Source organism: Nocardia nova, from assembly GCF_002933465.1.
GTDB classification, from domain to species: domain Bacteria; phylum Actinomycetota; class Actinomycetes; order Mycobacteriales; family Mycobacteriaceae; genus Nocardia; species Nocardia nova_B.
In genome coordinates, this window is the sequence record NZ_PSZE01000019.1 from 53,392 (window position 1) to 72,874 (window position 19,483).

20 protein-coding genes are annotated in these 19,483 nt (G+C 67.1%); 9 read left to right on the plus strand and 11 right to left on the minus strand.

What is annotated here, in order from left to right; translation table 11 throughout:
- Positions 1-233 precede the first annotated feature (233 nt).
- The 6 genes from mgtE to C5E41_RS21715 all read right to left on the minus strand — a co-directional run bounded on the left by mgtE (position 234) and on the right by C5E41_RS21715 (position 6,452).
- The gene (gene mgtE, locus C5E41_RS21690) at positions 234-1,820 is read right to left on the minus strand and encodes a magnesium transporter (protein ID WP_258081154.1); all 1,587 of its coding nucleotides are present in this window, start codon (positions 1,818-1,820) and stop codon (positions 234-236) included.
- Positions 1,821-2,181: 361 nt separating this feature from the next.
- The gene (gene nrdE, locus C5E41_RS21695; RefSeq protein WP_258081160.1) at positions 2,182-4,263 is read right to left on the minus strand and encodes a class 1b ribonucleoside-diphosphate reductase subunit alpha; all 2,082 of its coding nucleotides are present in this window, start codon (positions 4,261-4,263) and stop codon (positions 2,182-2,184) included.
- A gap of 59 nt (positions 4,264-4,322) precedes the next feature.
- Positions 4,323-4,826 (minus strand): class Ib ribonucleoside-diphosphate reductase assembly flavoprotein NrdI, encoded by a 504-nt coding sequence (nrdI, locus tag C5E41_RS21700; RefSeq protein ID WP_104377623.1) that lies wholly within the window; start codon positions 4,824-4,826, stop codon positions 4,323-4,325.
- Positions 4,827-4,874: 48 nt separating this feature from the next.
- On the minus strand, positions 4,875-5,108 hold the full coding sequence (locus tag C5E41_RS21705; RefSeq protein WP_030515663.1) for a redoxin NrdH: 234 nt from the start codon (positions 5,106-5,108) through the stop codon (positions 4,875-4,877).
- Positions 5,109-5,587: 479 nt separating this feature from the next.
- On the minus strand, positions 5,588-5,710 hold the full coding sequence (ykgO, locus tag C5E41_RS21710; RefSeq protein ID WP_036504093.1) for a type B 50S ribosomal protein L36: 123 nt from the start codon (positions 5,708-5,710) through the stop codon (positions 5,588-5,590).
- A 178-nt stretch (positions 5,711-5,888) separates the two neighbouring features.
- The gene (locus C5E41_RS21715) at positions 5,889-6,452 is read right to left on the minus strand and encodes an NAD(P)H-dependent oxidoreductase (RefSeq protein WP_104377624.1); all 564 of its coding nucleotides are present in this window, start codon (positions 6,450-6,452) and stop codon (positions 5,889-5,891) included.
- A 217-nt stretch (positions 6,453-6,669) separates the two neighbouring features.
- On the opposite strand from C5E41_RS21715, the gene C5E41_RS21720 reads away from it, so the two are divergent.
- Together C5E41_RS21720 and nadE are read left to right on the plus strand one after the other, a co-directional pair.
- On the plus strand, positions 6,670-7,287 hold the full coding sequence (locus C5E41_RS21720; protein ID WP_439956457.1) for a TetR/AcrR family transcriptional regulator: 618 nt from the start codon (positions 6,670-6,672) through the stop codon (positions 7,285-7,287).
- A gap of 9 nt (positions 7,288-7,296) precedes the next feature.
- Positions 7,297-8,139 (plus strand): ammonia-dependent NAD(+) synthetase, encoded by an 843-nt coding sequence (nadE, locus tag C5E41_RS21725; RefSeq protein WP_104377625.1) that lies wholly within the window; start codon positions 7,297-7,299, stop codon positions 8,137-8,139.
- Positions 8,140-8,190: 51 nt separating this feature from the next.
- Here nadE and C5E41_RS21730 read toward each other — a convergent pair whose 3' ends face one another.
- Positions 8,191-8,433, minus strand: a complete 243-nt coding sequence (locus tag C5E41_RS21730) for a MoaD/ThiS family protein (protein ID WP_104377626.1) — start codon at positions 8,431-8,433, stop codon at positions 8,191-8,193.
- A complete protein-coding gene (gene moaA, locus C5E41_RS21735) occupies positions 8,426-9,484 on the minus strand; it encodes a GTP 3',8-cyclase MoaA (protein WP_104377627.1) in 1,059 nt (352 codons plus the stop codon). The genes C5E41_RS21730 and moaA overlap by 8 nt, the downstream gene beginning before the upstream one ends.
- 126 nt (positions 9,485-9,610) lie before the next feature.
- Between moaA and C5E41_RS21740 the strand changes: the two genes are divergently transcribed.
- From C5E41_RS21740 to C5E41_RS21750, 3 genes are all read left to right on the plus strand, one after another.
- Positions 9,611-10,813, plus strand: coding sequence for a molybdopterin molybdotransferase MoeA (locus C5E41_RS21740; protein ID WP_104377628.1), 1,203 nt, complete (start codon positions 9,611-9,613; stop codon positions 10,811-10,813).
- A gap of 86 nt (positions 10,814-10,899) precedes the next feature.
- Positions 10,900-12,027, plus strand: coding sequence for a bifunctional molybdenum cofactor biosynthesis protein MoaC/MoaB (moaCB, locus tag C5E41_RS21745; protein ID WP_104377682.1), 1,128 nt, complete (start codon positions 10,900-10,902; stop codon positions 12,025-12,027).
- Entirely contained in the window at positions 12,020-12,445 is a 426-nt protein-coding gene (locus C5E41_RS21750; protein WP_104377629.1) for a molybdenum cofactor biosynthesis protein MoaE, read from the plus strand. Before moaCB ends, C5E41_RS21750 begins: the two co-directional genes overlap by 8 nt.
- A gap of 9 nt (positions 12,446-12,454) precedes the next feature.
- Here C5E41_RS21750 and C5E41_RS21755 read toward each other — a convergent pair whose 3' ends face one another.
- Entirely contained in the window at positions 12,455-12,916 is a 462-nt protein-coding gene (locus tag C5E41_RS21755) for a MarR family winged helix-turn-helix transcriptional regulator (RefSeq protein WP_104377630.1), read from the minus strand.
- An 85-nt stretch (positions 12,917-13,001) separates the two neighbouring features.
- On the opposite strand from C5E41_RS21755, the gene C5E41_RS21760 reads away from it, so the two are divergent.
- Positions 13,002-13,379, plus strand: a complete 378-nt coding sequence (locus C5E41_RS21760) for a hypothetical protein (RefSeq protein WP_104377631.1) — start codon at positions 13,002-13,004, stop codon at positions 13,377-13,379.
- Here C5E41_RS21760 and C5E41_RS21765 read toward each other — a convergent pair.
- Complete coding sequence (locus tag C5E41_RS21765; RefSeq protein WP_104377632.1) at positions 13,367-14,416, minus strand: CobW family GTP-binding protein; 1,050 nt, start codon at positions 14,414-14,416, stop codon at positions 13,367-13,369. The two genes, C5E41_RS21760 and C5E41_RS21765, sit on opposite strands and share 13 nt — an antisense overlap.
- A 76-nt stretch (positions 14,417-14,492) precedes the next feature.
- Positions 14,493-15,932 (minus strand): N-acetylmuramoyl-L-alanine amidase, encoded by a 1,440-nt coding sequence (locus C5E41_RS21770; protein ID WP_104377633.1) that lies wholly within the window; start codon positions 15,930-15,932, stop codon positions 14,493-14,495.
- Between the two features lie 726 nt (positions 15,933-16,658).
- Here C5E41_RS21770 and C5E41_RS21775 point away from each other — a divergent pair.
- The 3 genes from C5E41_RS21775 (at position 16,659) to galK (ending at position 19,387) form a co-directional block, all read left to right on the plus strand.
- On the plus strand, positions 16,659-17,063 hold the full coding sequence (locus C5E41_RS21775) for a hypothetical protein (RefSeq protein ID WP_104377634.1): 405 nt from the start codon (positions 16,659-16,661) through the stop codon (positions 17,061-17,063).
- A 159-nt stretch (positions 17,064-17,222) separates the two neighbouring features.
- Positions 17,223-18,284 (plus strand): galactose-1-phosphate uridylyltransferase, encoded by a 1,062-nt coding sequence (gene galT, locus C5E41_RS21780; protein WP_181063361.1) that lies wholly within the window; start codon positions 17,223-17,225, stop codon positions 18,282-18,284.
- Entirely contained in the window at positions 18,281-19,387 is a 1,107-nt protein-coding gene (gene galK, locus C5E41_RS21785) for a galactokinase (protein ID WP_104377635.1), read from the plus strand. Before galT ends, galK begins: the two co-directional genes overlap by 4 nt.
- Positions 19,388-19,483: the final 96 nt, after the last annotated feature.

The following is a 19,483-nucleotide window of genomic DNA, read 5'->3' on the forward strand; positions in this document are numbered from 1 at the left end:
CCGGCTCGCGGTGTGGCTTGCCACCGATAGAAAGCCATCTGATACCTGTTCGCCGCCAATCTCGGCGAGCCGAGGGCGACGGACTGTAAGGTGTTGCCGCCGGCAAGGTTTCGCATTTCCCTCCCGGTCCGATTCCTCCGGAATCGCTCGAGCGACCGCGCCGATTGCAATGGGTCTGCGCCGCCGTGGACGGCTGTCGGGAACAGCGGACCGCGCGTCGCCGGCGGGCCGACTCAGATCCCCAGCACAAGCTTCGCGGTCGTGAAGTAGATGATCAGGCCGGTCGCGTCGACCAGCGTCGTCACCATCGGCGCGGAGATCACCGCCGGGTCGATGCGCAATTTCTTGGCCAGCAACGGCATCGTGCCGCCGATGGTCGCGGCCCAGCCACAGATGATCACCAGGGTGATGCCGACGACCAGCGCGATCTGCGCGCCGACGAATGCCGCGCCGATCGCCATGCCGACCACCGCGAGCATCGACCCCAGTACCAGTCCGACCCGGCACTCGCGCCAGATGACCTTCAGCAGATCCGACACCCGCACCTCGCCGACGGCCAACGCCCGCACACACGAGGTCGCCGCCTGCGCACCGGCATTGCCGCCCGCGCCGATCAGCAGTGGAATGAACAGCGCCAGATGCGCGGCTTGGGCCAGCGTCGCCTCGAACGCGTCGGTCACCGTGACCGTCAGGGTGGCCGCGACCAGCAGCAACAGCAACCACATCGCGCGGTAGCGGGCCAGCTGGAACACACCGGCGGCCATGTAGTGCCCGGACCACGGGCTGGCGCCGGCCTGCCGCGCCACATCCTCACTGTCGGCGGCCTCGATGACCTCGACCGCGTCATCGATGGTCAACAGTCCGACCAGCCGGTCCTCACTGTCGACGACCGGCAGGTTGATCAGGTTGGTCTCGCGCATAAGCCGCGCGGCCCTCTCCGCTGCATCGGTCGCGCGGGCGAAAACCGGTGCGGTGACGACGAGTTCGGTCAGCATCGTCTCCGGATCGCTGAGAACCAGTTCACGCATCTCGACCACGCCGGTGAGCCGGCGACCGCCGTCCACCACGGGCAGCGTATAGACGGTCTCCGCGTGCGCACCCTTGGCACGAACCACGCGCAGCGCTTGCTCGACGGTCAGATCACGATGCAGCGCAACGACTTCGGGGGTCATGTAGCGACCGACCGACCCCTCGGGATAGCCGAGCAGCGCCGCGGTCATCCGCCGTTCGCGCGGGCTCAGCCCGGCCAGCACCTTCTTGGCGACAGTCGCGGGGGCCTCGCGCAGCATCCGGGCGCGGTCGTCGGGGTCCATCCCTTCTACCAGTTCCCGGAAGCTCTGATCACGCATCCCGGAAAGGATCTGCTGCTGGTCGACCGGCTCGAGCTCCTCGAACACCGCCAGCGCGCGGTCCTTGTCCAGCAGCCGGAACGCGATGCCGGCGTGCACGGCGTCCATGCGTGCGAGTTCGTCGGCGATCCGGTGCGGGGCGTGGTCGTCCAGCCAATTCAGCGCGGCGTCGACCCGGCGGTCGTCGATGAGGTCGCGGAGCGAATCGTGGTCCGGATGCTGTTCGGGGACAGCGGTTTCCGCGGCGCCGGCACTGCGGACTGCCGCGACGGCGCTCGAATCGGTGACGGCAGCGTCGTATCCGCCCGCGTCGGCAGCGCTCGTTTCGTGAACGCCCGTTTCGATGGTGAGTTTCTCGCCGGTAGCCTCTGCTCCGGCGTTGTCCAGCCCGGACTCCATACGGGTGGCCGGACGACCCTCATCCGGGACATCGGGGCGTGCGGGCGCGGCAAAGAACAGATCGGTCGACATGACAGAACCTCGGCATACTGCGAGTGGGTACGGGATCACGGATCACACCGCGAGGCACCGACCTCGCCACCGAAAGCTCTACCGGCAGAACAGGAGGACGGCGCCGCGCGGCCTTCGACTCGGGGGTTCGCTACGCACAGCCACCCACCTCCTCGTCGCCAGCACTTCACCGTCAGAGAATTTCGCGTCCGATGCCGATCGGCACCACTGTGACCTGCACCATTGCCGGGTCGACGCGGGGACGCACAACGCCCGCCTGCATGCTACTCCTCCGCACGTCCAACCACGAGCCGAACGGAACCGGGCCCGACGTGCGAACGGGCGCCCCGGTCGGAGCCGGGGCGCCCGTGGCACAGCACTGCTACAGCATGCAGCTGACGCAGCCCTCGACTTCGGTTCCCTCCAAAGCCATTTGGCGGATGCGGATGTAGTACAGGGTCTTGATTCCCTTGCGCCAAGCGTAGATCTGGGCCTTGTTGACATCACGGGTGGTGGCGCTGTCCTTGAAGAACAGCGTGAGCGACAGGCCCTGGTCCACGTGCTGGGTGGCAGCGGCGTAGGTGTCGATGATCTTCTCGTAGCCGATGTCGTAGGCGTCGGCGAAGTATTCGAGATTGTCGTTGGTCAGGTAGGGGGCCGGGTAGTAGACGCGGCCGATCTTGCCTTCCTTGCGGATCTCGATCTTCGACGCCACCGGGTGAATCGAGCTGGTGGAGTGGTTGATGTAGGAGATCGACCCGGTCGGCGGCACCGCCTGCAGGTTCTGGTTGTAGATGCCGTGCTCCATGACCGAGGCCTTCAGTTCGCGCCAGTCCTCCTGGGTCGGGATGCGCACGCCCGCTTTGGCGAAGATCTCCCGCACACGGTCGGTCTTCGGCTCCCATGCCTGTTCGGTGTACTTGTCGAAGTATTCGCCGCTGGCGTACTTGGATTCCGGGAAGCCGCCGAAGGCCGCGCCGCGCTCGATGGCGAGCTTGTTGGAGGCCCGCACCGCATGATAGGCGACGGTATAGAAGTAGATGTTGGTGAAGTCCACACCTTCTTCGGATCCGTAGTGAACCCGCTCGCGCGCGAGATACCCGTGCAGGTTCATCTGGCCCAGGCCGATGGCGTGGGATTCGTTGTTGCCCTGTTCGATCGAGGGCACCGAATAGATGTGGGTCTGATCCGAGACCGCGGTCAGCGCCCGGATCGCGACCTCGATGGTCTGCCCGAAATCCGGTGAGTCCATGGCCTTGGCGATATTGAGCGAGCCCAGGTTGCAGGAGATATCCTTGCCGACCTCGGCGTAGGACAGGTCGTCGTTGAACACCGACGGCGTGGAGACCTGCAGAATCTCCGAGCACAGGTTGGAGTGGGTGATCTTGCCCTTGATCGGGTTGGCCCGGTTTACCGTGTCCTCGAACATGATGTAGGGATAACCGGATTCGAACTGCAGCTCGGCGATGGTCTGGAAGAACTCGCGGGCGTTGATCTTCGACTTGCGGATGCGCTTGTCGTCGACCATCTCGTAGTACTTCTCGGTGACGTTGATGTCGGCGAACGGCACGCCGTAGATCCGCTCGACGTCGTAGGGCGAGAACAGGTACATGTCCTCGTTCTTCTTCGCCAGCTCGAAGGTGATATCGGGGATCACCACACCCAGCGAGAGCGTCTTGATGCGGATCTTCTCGTCCGCGTTCTCCCGCTTGGTGTCGAGGAAGCGGTAGATGTCGGGGTGGTGCGCGTGCAGGTACACCGCGCCCGCGCCCTGACGCGCGCCGAGCTGATTGGCATAGGAGAAGGAGTCCTCGAGCAGCTTCATGATGGGGATGACGCCGGAGGACTGGTTCTCGATCTTCTTGATCGGCGCGCCGTGTTCGCGAATGTTGCTCAGCAGCAACGCGACTCCGCCGCCGCGCTTGGACAGCTGCAGCGCGGAGTTGATGGAGCGCCCGATGGACTCCATGTTGTCCTCTATGCGAAGGAGGAAGCAGCTCACCGGCTCGCCGCGCTGCTTCTTGCCCGAGTTCAGGAACGTTGGGGTGGCCGGCTGGAAGCGGCCGTCGATGATCTCCTCGACCAGCTGCTGGGCGAGGAGCTCGTCGCCCGCGGCCAGGGTCAGCGCGACCATGCAGACGCGGTCCTCGAACCGCTCCAGATAGCGCTTCCCGTCGAAGGTCTTGAGCGTGTAGGAGGTGTAGTACTTGAACGCGCCGAGGAAGGTGGGGAACCGGAACTTCTTGGCGTAGGCCTGCTGGAACAGCTTCTTGACGAACGCGCGGCTGTACTGGTCGAGAACCTCGGGCTCGTAGTAGTTCTCCTCCACGAGGTAGTCGAGCTTCTCGTCGAGGTTGTGGAAGAAGACGGTGTTCTGGTTGACATGCTGCAGGAAGTACTGCCGGGCGGCGGCGACATCCTTGTCGAACTGGATCTCACCGTTGGGTCCGTACAAATTCAGCATCGCGTTGAGCGCGTGGTAGTCCAGGCCCTCGGTCGAGGTCTCGGTGCTGACCGGGCGCTCTAGGCGGGCCGTCTTTCCGGCCGGTGCTGTTGTCGTTGCCAAAACAATCCCAATCCCTCTCGGACGCGCTCGACGTCCTCGGCGGTTCCCATCAGTTCGAAGCGATACAGGTACGGCACCCCGCATTTGCGCGAGATGACCTCTCCCGCATAGCAATACGTATCGCCGAAGTTCGTGTTGCCGGCCGCGATCACCCCGCGCAACAGCGCACGATTATGCGGATCGTTGAGGAATTTCGCCACCTGCCTGGGGACGAATTCCTTGTCCGAACGACCGGCTGCCCCGTCGCCGCGCTGCGCGTCGAACACGTGACGGCCGCCACCGTAGGTGGGGCAGATCAGCACATAGGGCGTATCGACGCGCAGCGAATCGGCGGTGTGGAGCGGAATGCGAACGGCCGGCAAACCCAGCCGTTCGACGAAGCGGTGCGTGTTCTCCGACGCGCTCGAGAAGTAGACCAGAGCGGGCGTCGATCGGGTTCCTTCCCCGGACAACCCAGCCATCCCACTCCCCCTTACTCTGCTCGTCGGACGAACGGTGACCGGAGCGGGTCAGGCCGCGGCGGTCACCAGGGACTTGATGCGGTCCGGACGGAAACCGGACCAGTGCTCGTCGCCGGCCACGACGACGGGGGCCTGCAGATATCCCAGCGCCATCACATAGTCGCGGGCCTCGGGGTTCTCGGAGATATCGACGACCTCGTACTCCACACCGGCCTTGTCGAGCGCGCGGTAGGTGGCGTTGCACTGGACACAAGCGGGCTTGGTGTAGACCGTGATACTCATGGGTGACCCTCTCTCCTTGCCTTATCCGATGCAGCCTTGAATCGGTACGCCATCTGCTGTGAGCATCCGTACTGAGCACGATCCATCCGGTACTGCGCAAACCCCTGGAAGAGGGAGCAGCAGGGGCGGTCACACTGCTGTGATCGGATCGGAATCCGACTCCCCTTCCAGTGCGGTAGACACTACACCTAGTGGCCGACAGATTCATCCGACACGACATGTTGCGAACCACAAAGATGAAATTCGACGGCCGTAAGTACCAGGACAGTCGATTCGCAACCCGACACGACAGTGGCACAGATCACGATTTCGTGTCGCAGCTCTCTCCCAGCAAACCCAATACCACCTCTGGTCACATCGGTCACACGGATCTCAACAGGCCCGCTCCGGCACACCGGAAACGATCGAATGCCGCGCCCGTTCCGAGGGAACGGGCGCGGCATTCGGCCACTGCTCCGGCGTGTCACAGCCGGGCCGGGTCAGCCCTGGCGGGCCTTGAACCGCGGCTCCTTCTTGTTGATCACATAGGTCTTGCCGCGGCGTCGCACCACCTGCGCGCCCGGCTTGTCCTTCAGCGAGCGCAGTGAATTCCGCACCTTCATGACGGGCTCCTATCGAAAATGGTTTTCATATCCTACAGAGGTGTGCGGCGGGAGCGTTAGGACGCCGGTCACGTCGCCACCCCCTCGGCCGACGACCGCCCCACCCCCAACACCACCGAGGGGCCGCACCATCGGGTGCGGCCCCTCGCAACGGCTCGAGCCGATTACCGTCTCACACTCAGGCGTTGACCGATTCCCGCGCGGCGACCAGTTCGGTGATCGCGGCGGCGAGCTGGGTCACAGCCTCGGCGTCGTCGCGCGGATGCGCCTCGCCGAAGCGCTGGCCGATGGTGCCGAAGTGCAGGTGCGCGCTCTCCACGACGGTGCCGCCGGCTACACCGACGACCTTCACCGTGTCGCCGTGCGCCCACTTCGCGGCGTTCTGGCTGACCGAGGCGCTGATCACGGCGACCGGCTTACCCTTGATCGAACTGGCGCCGTAGGGCCGCGAGGCCCAGTCGATCGCATTCTTGAGCACGGCCGGGATGGTGCCGTTGTATTCGGGAACGAACAGCACCAGGGCGTCGGCGGCGACGATGGCGTCACGCAGCGCCTGCGCCGGCGCGGGCACCTGACCCGGTACGTCGATGTCCTCGTTGTAGAAAGGAACATTTCCGAGACCGTCGTAGATATCGACCTCGACACCTTCCGGTGCGGTCTGGGCGGCAGCCTCGGCCAGCTGCCGGTTGATCGAACCGGCGCGCAAGCTGCCGACGAGAGCCAGGATGCGAGTCTGTGACATGATCACTCCTTGTGCGATGGGGCGGCGGTGGCGTCCGCTGTCACGACACGATAACCGGACTACGGTCCGCTTTCATTCCCGGGTCATGGGGTAAACGACTGTGAACTGCGACACTCCGGATTCGACGCCGTCGAATTCGTCCCATTCGTCCGATCCGGGCGCCACGGATCCGGCCTTCGCCGCCGCGCTGCGTCCCGGCGCGCTGCCACTCGAGGCCGTGGCCGTCGACCTCCCGCCGACCGCGCTCATCACCGCGCTGCCGGTAGCCGAACACTCCGAGCGCAGCGATGCCGTACGGAACCGGCAGCTACTGCTCGACGCCGCCGAGGAACTGGTCCGCGAATTCGGCGCCGACGGCGTCACGATGGACGCGGTCGCCAAACGCGCGGGCGTCGGTAAGGGCACCGTATTCCGCAGGTTCGGCAACCGGGCCGGTCTCATGCTGGCGCTGCTCGACCAATCCGAGCAGAAATTGCAGGCGGCGTTCATGTTCGGGCCACCGCCGCTGGGCCCGGGCGCCCCGCCGCTGCAGCGGCTGATCGCCTACGGGCGCGCCCGTTTGGCCGGGATCGAGGTGGAGGGCGAAATGCGCCGCGCCGCCGACGAATCCGGCCGCTACGCCAGCGCGCCGTACAACATCTCGAAAACCCATGTGTCGCTGCTGCTTCGGCAGCTCGACGTGAGCGGCGATATCGCGCTGACGGCGGATACGCTGCTGGCGATCCTCGATGCCGGCCTGGTGCTGCATCAGCTGCGGGTCCTCGGTTATCGGCCCGAACAGATCGCCGACCACTGGGAAAACGTGGTGCGCGCACTGGTGGCACCCGCCCAGTAGAGTGGCCGCATGGGGAACCTGCGCGAACAGATCATCGCCGAATTGGGTGTCGCGGCCGACATCGAGCCGAAAGTCGAGGTGCGGCGCCGCATCGAATTCCTGGCCGACTATCTGAGTTCCACGCCGGCAACGGGTTTCGTTCTCGGCATCAGCGGTGGTCAGGACAGTTCGCTCACCGGCAAACTGTGCCAGCTGGCCGTGGACGAGTTGCGAGCCCGGGGACAGGAGGCGACATTCGTCGCGGTCCGGCTTCCCTACGGCGCGCAAGCCGATGCCGACGACGCGCGGCGGGCGCTGGATTTCATCGGCCCGGACCATGTGGTCGAGGTCAACGTGAAGCCCGGCGCCGACGCGGTGGCGGCCGCGACCGCCGAGGGCGTGCGCGAACTGCTCGGACATGAGACCGAGCTGCGTGATTTCGTCCGCGGCAACATCAAAGCGCGCGAACGGATGATCATCCAGTACGCGATCGCGGGGCAGTTGAATATGGTGGTCGTCGGCACCGACCACGCGGCGGAGGCGGTCACCGGGTTCTTCACCAAGCACGGTGACGGCGGGGTCGACATCACTCCCCTGACCGGACTGACCAAGCGCCAGGGCGCGGCATTGCTGCAAGAATTGGGCGCTCCGCCGAGCCTGTGGGAGAAGGTGCCCACCGCCGACCTCGAAGACGATCGCCCGGCACTGCCGGACGAGGAGGCGCTCGGTCTGAGGTACGCCCAGATCGACGATTACCTCGAGGGCAAGACCGTCGCGCCGGAGGTGGCCGAGCGCATCGAGACGATCTACTGCAATACCCGGCACAAGCGGACGGTGCCGGTGTCGCCGCTCGACTCCTGGTGGAAGAACTGAGGGCAGCGTCCACCGCTGGGGAGTCCACCGCACGAGAGAACGGGGCGCTGATCAGCCGCCCGCGAACGGCGGCAGTACGTCGACGCGGGCGGTGAGGCGGGTGCTGCCGTCGCGGGTGAGTTCCTCGCCTACCAGATAGGCGCAGACCTTCAGCATCGGGTCCAAATCCGCGCCGTAGGCCGCGCGCAACGCGGTGCGCAGGTCACCGACCGTTGCCGCATCGGGCAGGTCGAGATGTTCGCTTGATTTGCCGACCGCGTCGGCGATCGCGGCGAAATATCTGACCTCAACCACCGATGGCTCCCATCGTGCGTTCCGGGGGGACGAAATCGGCGGCGTCGATGCCGTGCCCGGCCCATTTGTTCCACATCGCGCCGCGCCACAGCTGTGCCAGTTCGTCGTCGCTCGCGCCGGCGCGCAGCAGGGAGCGCAGATCGTATTCCTGGTCGCTGAACAGGCAGGACCGGACCATGCCGTCGGCGGTCAGGCGGGTGCGGTCGCAGTCGCCGCAGAATTGGCGGGTGACCGAGGCGATGATGCCGATCGTGGCCGGACCGCCGTTCACCTGCCAGGTCTCCGCCGGGGCGCAAGGGTCGGCACGCCCGGTCTCGGTGAGGGTGAAGGCCGCGCCGAGAACGTCGAGCAATTCGGCCGCGGTGACCATATTGGTCCGTGCCCATTCGTGATCGGCATCGAGCGGCATCTCCTCGATGAACCGCAGTTCGCATCCCTCGTTCAGGCACCACCGCAGCAGATCGACCGCACCGGAGAGGGTTTCACGCATCAGCACGGCGTTCACCTTGACCGGGTAGAGACCGGCCGCATGGGCGGCGCGGATGCCGGTCAGCACCGAGCCGAGCCGGTCCCGGCGGGTGAGCCGGGCGAATCCGGCGGGGTCGACCGTATCGAGGGAGACGTTCACCCGGCCGAGCCCCGCGGCCGCCAGCCCGCGAGCGCGATGTTCCAGTCCGATGCCGTTACTGGTCATCGCCAGCGGCGTGTCGGGAACGGCGGCATGGCATCCGGCGACGATCTGCTCGAGATCGCGCCGCATCAGCGGCTCGCCGCCGGTGAATCGCACCTCGCGGATACCGAGGCGCCGGACCGCGAGTTCCACCAACCGCACGATCTCCGCGGCCGAGAGCAATTCGTCCGCGGGGATGGCCGGCAACCCCTCCTCCGGCATGCAGTAGGTGCAACGCAACGAGCACTTCTCGGTGATCGACACCCGCAGATCCCGGGCCGTGCGCCCGAATTTGTCGACCAGCAGGTCCGTATCGGGCCGTCCGTCCAGCGAGGGCCGCCCGCCCCGGACGGCGGGAATCCCCATGAGAACGACGGTCACTCCTCCATTATGCGGGCCGCCCCCACCTCACGTCCCGCAACTCACGACCTGTGAGGTAGCCGAGCACCGCCCCCGAGACCCCGCCGGAGCGAAGCGCAGGCCAAAGACACAGCTAGGCTGACGTCTATGAGTCAGCCTGCCAAGACTGCGGCTCGGTCCGTCGAGGATCATCGGGAGCGGATCGAACAGCTGCTGCGACCGCTGGCAATGCGGCAGGTGGAGCAGTTGGCGTTGCACGGGGCGCGGGGCCGGATGCTGGCCGAGGAGGTGCGGTCGCCGCTGGATCTGCCGGTGTTCCGCAATTCGGGGATGGACGGATACGCGGTCCGGGCGGAGTCGGTCGCGGTCACGCCCGTGACGCTGCCGGTGGCCGGTGTCGTGGCCGCTGGTCAGAGTGGCCGGGAGCGGTTGCCGGACGGGGCGGCGATCAAGGTGATGACGGGCGCGCCGATTCCGCCGGGCGCCGATTGTGTGGTGCCGGTGGAGGACACCCGTGCCGTCGACGGCGGGGTGTCGATCGAACGCGGCCGCAACGCAGGCGATTTCGTGCGGGAGGCGGGAACCGACATTCGACGCGGTGAGCTGCTGGTGGCGGCCGGGTCGTTGTTGTCGCCGCATCGGATCGCGGCGCTGGCGGCGGTGGGCATCAGCTCGGTGACGGTGGCGCGGCGGATCCGGGCGGCGGTTCTGACGACCGGCGACGAGCTGGTGTCGGCCGGTGTCGCGTTGCGCCCGGGTCAGATCTACAACTCGAACGGCATCGCGCTGGCTGCTGCGTTGGGCGCCAACGGGATCGATGTGGTGGATGTTTCGCACAGCCGCGACCATCCGGGCGAGTTCCGCCGCAAGTTGTCGGTCGCGACGGCGGCCGCGGATGTGGTGTTCACTTCGGGTGGGGTGTCGCAGGGCGATTTCGAAGTGGTCAAGGAGGTGCTGGCCGAGGTCGGCGGCGAGTTCGGTTCGGTGGCCGTGCAGCCCGGCGGCCCACAGGGCATCAGCGTGGTCGACGGGATTCCGGTGCTGAGCTTCCCGGGTAATCCGGTGAGCACGATGGTGTCGTTCGAGGTGTTCGCCCGGCCGATCCTGCGGGAGCTGAGCGGGTTGGCCCCCGTGCCGAATTACGAGGTGGCGCTGCTGGATCCGGTGCGGTCCCCCGCGGGTCGGCGGCAGTTCCTGCGGGGCCGGCGCGAAGGCGCGGGGGTCCGTTCGGTGTCGGGTCCCGGGTCACATCTCGTGGCGGCGATGGCGCAGGCCGATGTTCTGATCGAAATTCCGGCCGAGGTCACGACGGTGGCGGCCGGCTCGCTGGTGAGGGTGCGTGAACTGTGAAGGAACTGTCCCACGCCGAATCCGGCGCCGCGCCGAAAGGCGATGGCGGCACCTTGTCGCATGTCGACGCGGAAGGCCGAGCGCGCATGGTCGATGTGAGTGCCAAGGCCGAGACGACACGGGTGGCGGTCGCGGCCGGCCTGCTGCGGACTACCCCCGAGGTGGTGGCGCTGGTACGCGCGGACGACCTGCCGAAGGCCGATGTACTGCCGACGGCTCGCATCGCCGGCATTTCGGGGGCGAAGAAGACCTCGGAGCTGATTCCACTGTGCCATCAGCTGGCGCTGTCGTCGGTGGATGTGCGCTTCGGGTTCGCCGAGGCCGCCATCACCATCGAAGCGCGAGCGAAGACGAAGGGCCCCACCGGTGTCGAGATGGAAGCGCTCACCGCGGTCGCGATCGCCGGCCTCACGCTGCACGACATGGTGAAGGCGGTGGATCCGGCGGCCGTCCTGGACGGTGTGCGTCTGTTGACGAAAGACGGTGGTAAGCACGGCCATTGGGAGCGTGCGGATATTGCCGCGTCCGACGATGCTGCGGTATCGGCCGATTCGCCAGTTTCATCCGCACCGAATCGCGACACGCTCACGCGCCGGAAGTGCGGCGACAGTCCGGGCGACGGCACACACACCGATCACGCATCCGACCGCCGCTCGGCCGGCACTTCTCCGCAACCGCAGGCAGCGGCGTCCACGGCGGACGGCGATGCGGTGCACGGCGCGACGCACTCCGGCGAGGGCTCCCGGACCGCGGTCGTAGTCGTCGCCTCGACCGGCGTCGCGGCCGGCACCCGGGTCGACAAGACCGGGCCGGTGCTGGCGAACTGGCTTGCGGGGCTGGGCTTTTCGGTGCGCGGACCGCTGGTCTACGCCGATGCCGATATCGCGACCGGTCTGCGCGACGCACTCGACGGCACGCCGGGACTGGTGATTACCACCGGCGGCACCGGCGCCTCGCCCTCCGATGCCACTCCGGAAGCGACGCTGGCGGTGCTGGATCGGGAGTTGCCGGGCGTCGCCGAGTCGATTCGCCGGCGCGGTACGGCCGCATTTCCGTTGGCGGCCTTGAGCCGTGGCGTCGCCGGCCTGTCCGGCCCTACGGTGGTCGTTAATCTGCCCGGTTCGCCGGGCGGGGTCCGCGACGGGATCGCGGTCCTGGAACCGTTGCTGGATCATCTGCTGGCCCAGGTCGCCGGAGGAGGCCGCCATGAGTGAGTACACGCCGCTCACCCGCATCAGCGATCAGCCGTTGCGGCCCGAGGAGGTCGAGCGCGCGGTCAGCGGCCCCGAACACGGCGCCGTCGTCGTCTTCACCGGCAAGGTCCGCAATCACGATGGCGGACAGGCGGTTTCGGTCCTCGAGTATTCGGCTCACCCCGAGGCGGAGAAGTTCTTGACCCGGGTGTGCGCCGAGGTCGGGAAGTCCGCCGGCCTACCCGTCGCCGCGGTTCACCGGGTGGGTGCGCTGACCGTCGGCGATCTGGCGATCACGGTGGCCGTCGCCGCTCCGCACCGCCGCGAGGCCTTCGAGACCTGCGCGGAATTGGTGGACCGCATCAAGCACGAGGTCCCGATCTGGAAGCGCCAACTGTTCACCGACGGCATGTCCGAGTGGGTCAACGCCTGCGGCTAGGCCGCGGCGTCAGCGTGGTTCGGAGCCGGGATTCGCCTCGGCCGCCGGTGCGGACTCGGTGAGATTCGCCTCGATGCGGCGCAGCGCCCGGAAGAGTGCGGCGCGTTCGGCCGCGCTGAACGAGGTCAGCGCGCGTTCGGTCAGCCGCGCGCTCTCGGCTTCGATCTCGCGCTCCAGATCCCGCCCGCGTGCGGTCAGGTGCAGGCGGACCAGTCGGCGGTCGGTCGGATGCGGTTCGCGCCGGACCAGTCCGGCCGCTTCCATGCGGGTGGTAGCCCGGGTGACGGTGGGCGTCGCCAGGCCGAGTCGTCTGGCCACCTGACCGGGCGTCAGACCGTCCTCCTGCCAGAGTTGTCGCAGGATGAACTGCTGGCCCTCGTACACACCGTGCCGGGCGTAGGCTGCCGCTGCCGCCACCGCGAGGGCATGTTTGGTGGACCAGAACGCGGTCTGGAAGTCGTCGTCGGTCATGGTGTGTTCAGCGTAGAGGGATTGTATTCGTTAGCCGACTCACGTTATAGTCGTTGTCCGGCTAATAACTTTGCACGAGAGATACGTGAAAACCGGCATCGCACTCACCGACTTCTCCTGGCCCGTCCCGAACAGCGAAATCGGTTCGGCGGTCACGGAACTCGCGCAAGCGGCCGACGCATCGAGTATCGACCTTCCCGGTAGCGGCTACGCCGACAACCTCGCGCACAAACTCGCGGTGCTGCGGCGGCAGTGCGACGAGATCGGCCGCGACTATTCCACGATCGAGAAGACCGTCACCACCGCCCTGGATATCGACTCGGGCCGCGGACCGGTGCTCGATCACCTGGAAACCTTGGCCGCCACGGGCATAGACCACGCGATTCTCGGACCGGACGGGCCGTGGACGCCGCCGCGCCTGCAACGCCTCATCGAGATGGCGCCCGACATTCACGCGCTCTGATCCGAGTCGTCCCTCGGCACGTATCGCCACACCGGCAGCAATGCCTGTTCGTCCAGCGGTTCGGGTCCGGTGTGGGCGGTGGCGTGCAGGCGGGCCGTCGCGGAGCCCGCATCCAGACCGGCTCCGATGAGTACCAGCCGGGTTTCGCGGGTTTCGCCGCGCGACCACGCGGCCGGCTCGAAGACCACATGCCGACCGACCATGTGCAGCAGGAACTTCCGGTTCTCACCGCGCACGCCGAAAGCGGTGGCGCCCTTGGCGCGGAACAGGCCCGACGGCGGATCCTCCAGGAATCCGACCAGGCGGCGCGGGTCGAGATCGGTTGCGGTGGTGAACGATACGCTGTCGTAGCCGTCGTGCAGATGGCGGTGACCGGGCGCGTCGTGGTCGTGATCGTCGAGCAGTTCGTCGAACGACAACTGCCGGGCGATCGTCGCGTCGCCGCGTTCGGGAACGTCGAACAGCAGCGGCGGATCGATGCGGCCGTGCGCGGTGGCATAGACCGGCACTCCTGCGGCGATTCCCTCGATTTCCGCGCGCAGTCCGTCCAGCCGTGCGGCCGGTACCCGGTCGGCCTTGTTCAGCACGATCAGGTCCGCCAGGCGCAGATGCGCGGCCAGTTCGGGATGGCGGGCGCGGCTGTCGTCGAAATGCTCGGCGTCCACGACCTCGATCAATCCGCCGTAGCGAATGCGCGGATTGTCGCTGCCGATGACCATGCGGATCAGGTTGCGAGGTTCGGCGAGGCCGCTGGCCTCCACCACGATCACGTCGATGCCGTGGCGCGGCTCGGCCAGCCGGGCGAACATCTCGTCGAGTTCGGTGACGTCCACCGCACAGCACACACAGCCGTTGCCCAGCGAGACCATGGCGTCCACCTGGCCCGCGACCAGCATGGCGTCGATATTCACCGCACCGAAATCGTTGACCACGACACCGATCCGGGCCTCGCGTCGCCGCAGCAGATGGTTCAGCAGCGTGGTCTTACCGGCTCCCAGAAATCCCGCGACCACCAGAACAGGTATGCGCCGATCCATTCGGCCGAGCTTACCCAGGCCCGGACGAGGTCGTGCCCGCCCCTTCGCGCGGAGGGGCGGGCACGATCGGGGCCGTTTACTTACTCGGCCCCAGGAGAATGGAGACCAGGGTGTAGGCCAGATTCGCCAGTTCGGAATCGAGCGCACCGTCGCCCAAGCCGAGCGATTTCGCCAGCGGCAGCAGCAACCGCATGGCGGTGGTCGCGAGATTACCGGCGCCGGAACCCGATTGCGGTTTCTGCGCGCCGCTGGTTCCGGGTGTGGTCGAGGTCTGCGGTGAGACCCCGGACGTGCCCGGATCGGTGTTCGAAAGGGTCCCCGGCGCCGTTCGATACGTACCGGCCGGAGCCCCCGCCGGATTCGAACCCGGTTGCGTCGTGGCCGGAGCCGACGGCGCGGTGGACGTCGGCGCGGACTGCGTGCTGGCGGGTGCGGAGTTCGGCCCGCCACGGAGTGCGTCGGTTGCCGAATTATGTTGCGTTGAATCAGAATTCTGGGTCCCCGAGTTCTGGGCGCCGAGATTCGGTGTCGCCGATCCCTGCGGGGACGCACTCTCCGGCGCGGCATTCTGCGGTGCCGGACTGTGCGGGGTAGCGCTCGGCGACGTGGCGCTCTGTGACGTACCGGTCTGCGGCGCGGAATTGTCCTGCCCCGGCGCTGACTGCGGCGCGCTCGTGGGACTGTCGGCGGGCGACGCGGCCGGTGAGGTACTGCCAGGAGCGACTCCGATCAGATAACTCACCAGTCCGGTCGTTATCGCGATGGCATGCTTGAGCTGCCCCTCGGGCGATTCGAGCATTTTCGCGTCGTCGACATTCGCGCCGTTGCCCATTTCGATGAAGACGTCGGGCACCTCGGTCAGTGCCGGGCCCGCGATATCGGACCGGGTCTGCAGACCGTCGACCGCGCCCGCGTAATCGGCGGGCGTGAACCCGGCCTGTTTGTACGCGTCGCGCATGGCGTTCGTGGCCACCTGACCGGCACCCGACTGCGCTTCGTTCGCCTTGGCATCGGGAACCGGCAACTGCGGCACGATCAGATGGAATCCGTGATCCTGTTCCGGTGCGCCGTCGGCGTGGATGCTGACGGCCACCGCGGCGCCGGAGCTGTTGGCCGCCGCGGCGCGTTCGTCGACACATCCGCCCCATCCGGTGTCGTCCTGGCGGCTCATCACGACGTGCGCGCCGAGCGCCTCGAGTGACTGCCGGACCAGCTGTGCCACATTCCAGTTGATGGTGTGCTCGGGCACGCCGTTGCGGGTGGTCATTCCCGTGGTCTGACACTCCTTGGTGCCACCACGGCCGTTGTTCACTGGACGATTGAGGTCCTCGTTGTGGTTGCTGCCCTGATGGCCCGGGTCCAGAAATACCGTCTTACCCACCAATTTGGTCGACATATCGGGATCTGCGGGCGCGGCCGGCGCGGCGAGGGCGGCGGCGGGCGCCAGCACACCGGCCGTGGTGACCGCGGCGACGGCGAGCCTGACTCCGGTCTTGATGATGCGTGGATGGTTCATGTTCGGACGGCGCACCCGGAGGCGGGCACACCCCTCCCTTCCCACTAGTAACATCAAACCCAGTGGTTCACTGTTGCAACGGCAGCATCACATACGCAAGCTCAGTTATCGAACCGTTACCCCTATTAGAGCTGCGGTGACGCCTCATTTTTGCAGACACGCCGGTCGTCCCGTCGATTCTGCGTCAGCCAGCAGGAAAAACGGACACCCCAGAGCTATCCCATCGCAGCCACCTCGCCGGCGGCACGGAACAACCGGAAGGTTTGTGGTGCTGACCACATCGCGGCTGGATCCGGAGGTCATGCGCATCATTGCCCGAATGTCGCTGCGGCTGTTCGAATCCGCACGATCCGCCGATATCCAGGCCCGCGGCCGAAAATGTCGAGATGCTGAACGCGGATGATTCGCCATAGTAATTCAATTCTGAAATATCACTGTGTTGCACGGGTCGTCGGCGCTGCAGTACGTTCCCATCTCGCACCTCGGCGGTCGAACCGCACGCCGGTGCCGTCCCCGTGGGCGCGAGGGGATCCCGCGGGGACGTTCTACGACAGCATTTCCCGGCCGCCTGCCCACCGCCCACCGGGCATTGTCGAATCTCCAGATATTTCTCCGATCCGGTCCGCGCCTATCGGAATTCTGATAGACCAAGGCCCCGGAAGATGCGGGGATCTTCTCCGGCCGCCCCATAGTCGGTGGCCGTCTGCGATATCGAGGAGGACCGCCGTGCGTGGACGCACCTTTGTGATCGCCGGGGCCGTCGCGTCCACGGTGACGATGCTCGGATCCGGCACTGCTGCCGCCGATCCGGCGACGAACATCCCCGGGGACGGGATGTACCGGGTCGGGGTCGATATCGCGCCCGGTATCTATCAGTCCGCAGGGCCGGCGGACCCGGCGCACGACTGTTCCTGGGAGCGCCTGTGGAAAATTCCCGAACCCGGTGATCCGCCGGACCCGAACGGCGCCATCGTCGCCAGCGACCGCACCCACACCGCTCCGGTGCGGGTGCTGATCAAACCGTCCGATGTCGCGTTCGCCTCGGCCAACTGCGGCGGCTGGGTGATGATGCCGGCACCGCCTCCGACCGGCTCCTACGGGCCGGGAGGGTTGTTCGGCAGCGAGTACTGAACGAGTCCGATCCGGCGCGGTGTATCCGATCGGGTGCGCCGCGCCGGATCCGTACCCGCAACCTGCCGCGGCCGCGATGTTAGTGTCCCGCTGAGATCCGGTGGATCGAGCGGAGGGATGCGGATGGCGCGGCCGAGTCCGGTGATGAGTCGTCGGTCGCTGGCCGACGGCCGCGAGATCATCTACTTCGACAGCGAGCCGGTGCCGCGCACCGCCGCCGACACCCGGGATCTGCCCCGGACCGGTACGCATTCCCAGGCACGTTTCGATCCGCTGCTCGGTGAGTGGGTGGTGATCGCCTCGCACCGCCAAAGCCGGACCTTCCTGCCCCCGGCGGATCTGTGTCCGCTGTGCCCGTCGCGCCCCGGCCATCTCACCGAGGTCCCCGAGGCCGACTATCAGGTCGTGGTGTTCGAGAATCGCTTTCCGTCACTGTCGACCGGCCGCGCCGAACTTCCCGACCACGTCGAAGGGTCGCCGGAGACGTTGCTGCGCAACGGTTTCGGCCGCTGCGAGGTCGTGTGCTTCACCAGCGACCACACCAGTTCGTTCGCCGGGCTCGATCCGGGCCGGGTGCGCCTGGTGGTGGACGCGTGGGCCCAGCGCAGCGCCGAACTCGGGGCGCTCGACGGCGTCGCCCAGGTGTTCTGCTTCGAGAATCACGGCGAGGAGATCGGTGTCACGCTGTCGCATCCGCACGGCCAGATCTACGCCTACCCCTTCCCCACCCCGCGCACGGCGACGATGGTGGCTAACGCCGCCCGTCATCGAAAGGCGCACGGCAGCAATCTGTTCGGCGATCTCCTCGGCGCCGAACGTGCCGCCGGTATCCGGGTGGTCGCGGCGAACGAGGAATGGACCGCCTTCGTACCGCCGTTCGCCCGCTGGCCCTACGAAGTTCAGTTCTATCCGCACCGCCGGGTGGCCGATATCCCCGATCTCGACGATGCCCAGCGCGACGGCTTCGCGCATTTGTACCTGGATGTGCAGCAACGCTTCGCGCGCCGGTTCGACACCCCCATGCCGTACGTCGCGGCATGGAATCAAGCGCCGAAATCCGTTGGGCCGTTCGATGACTGGTGGCTGCACCTGCAGCTGTTCTCGATTCGGCGGACGGCGCACAAGTTGAAGTATCTGGCCGGTTCGGAATCGGGGATGAACGTCTTCATCAGCGACACCACACCCGAGACCGTGGCCGCCGAACTGCGGGAGGTGCGGTGAACGCGGCATCCCGGCGCGGGGTATGGGTCGCGCCCGGCCGGGTCAACATCATCGGCGAGCACACCGACTACAACGACGGTTACGCACTGCCGATCGCATTGCCCCAGGTCGTGACCTGCACCGCCGAGACGACGACGGACCGCACGGTGCGAGTGAGTTCGAAACAACACGCCGGGCAGGTGTGCGAACCGCTCGACGGACTCGCTGATTCCGCGGTCACCGGGTGGGCCCGCTATCCGCTGGGCGTGGTGCACGAATATCGGCGCCGCGGGCACGAACTGTCCGGGGTGGTGCTGGAGATCGACGGGGCGGTACCGGTGGGCGCCGGGCTCTCGTCCTCGGCGGCGCTGGAATGCGCTGTGGCACTCGCGATTCGAGATCTGTTCCAGGTCGACGCCGACAGCGCCGAGCTGATCGACATCGGCCGGGCCGCGGAGAACTCCTACGTCGGCGCCGCGACGGGGACCCTGGACCAGTCCGCCTCGTTGCTCTGCACAGCGGGCCACGCCCTGTTCCTGGACTTCGCCACCGGGGAATTCGCGCAGGTTCCCTTCGATCTCGCCGCGGCCGGACTGCAATTGCTGGTGGCCGATACCAACACCCCGCACCGGCTGGCCGACGGCGGTTACGGCCGGCGCCGGCGCGAATGTGAGGAGGCCGCGCACGCTCTGGGCGTGCATTCGCTGCGGGCCGTCACCGATCCGGCGGAAACGCACCGGCTGGCGGACCCGGTGCTGCGGCGGCGCGCCCGCCACGTCGTCACCGAGAACGCGCGGGTGCTGACCGTGGTGGAACTACTACGCGACGGGTGTGATCCGCGCGCGATCGGGCCGCTGCTCACCAGCGGACACGCCTCTTTGCGCGACGATTTCGAGGTCTCCACGCAGGAACTGGATGCGGCGGTGGCGGCCGCGCTCGACGCCGGCGCCCACGGTGCGCGCATGGTGGGCGGCGGCTTCGGCGGCAGCATCATCGCCGTGACCGATATCGAGCGGACCGATTCGACCGCGGCCGCGATCCGGCGGCGGTTTCGCGACAACGGTTTCTCCCCACCGCGATTCTTCGTTGCCGTCCCCGCCGCCGGAGCCCGGCGGATTTCCTGACCAGGCGGCCTGGCGGCACTAGGGTGGGGCGCCCTGACCAGGCGCGGAACTGCGGTCACCGCGCGAGCAATTGCCAGCGGACCACCCCGATATCCG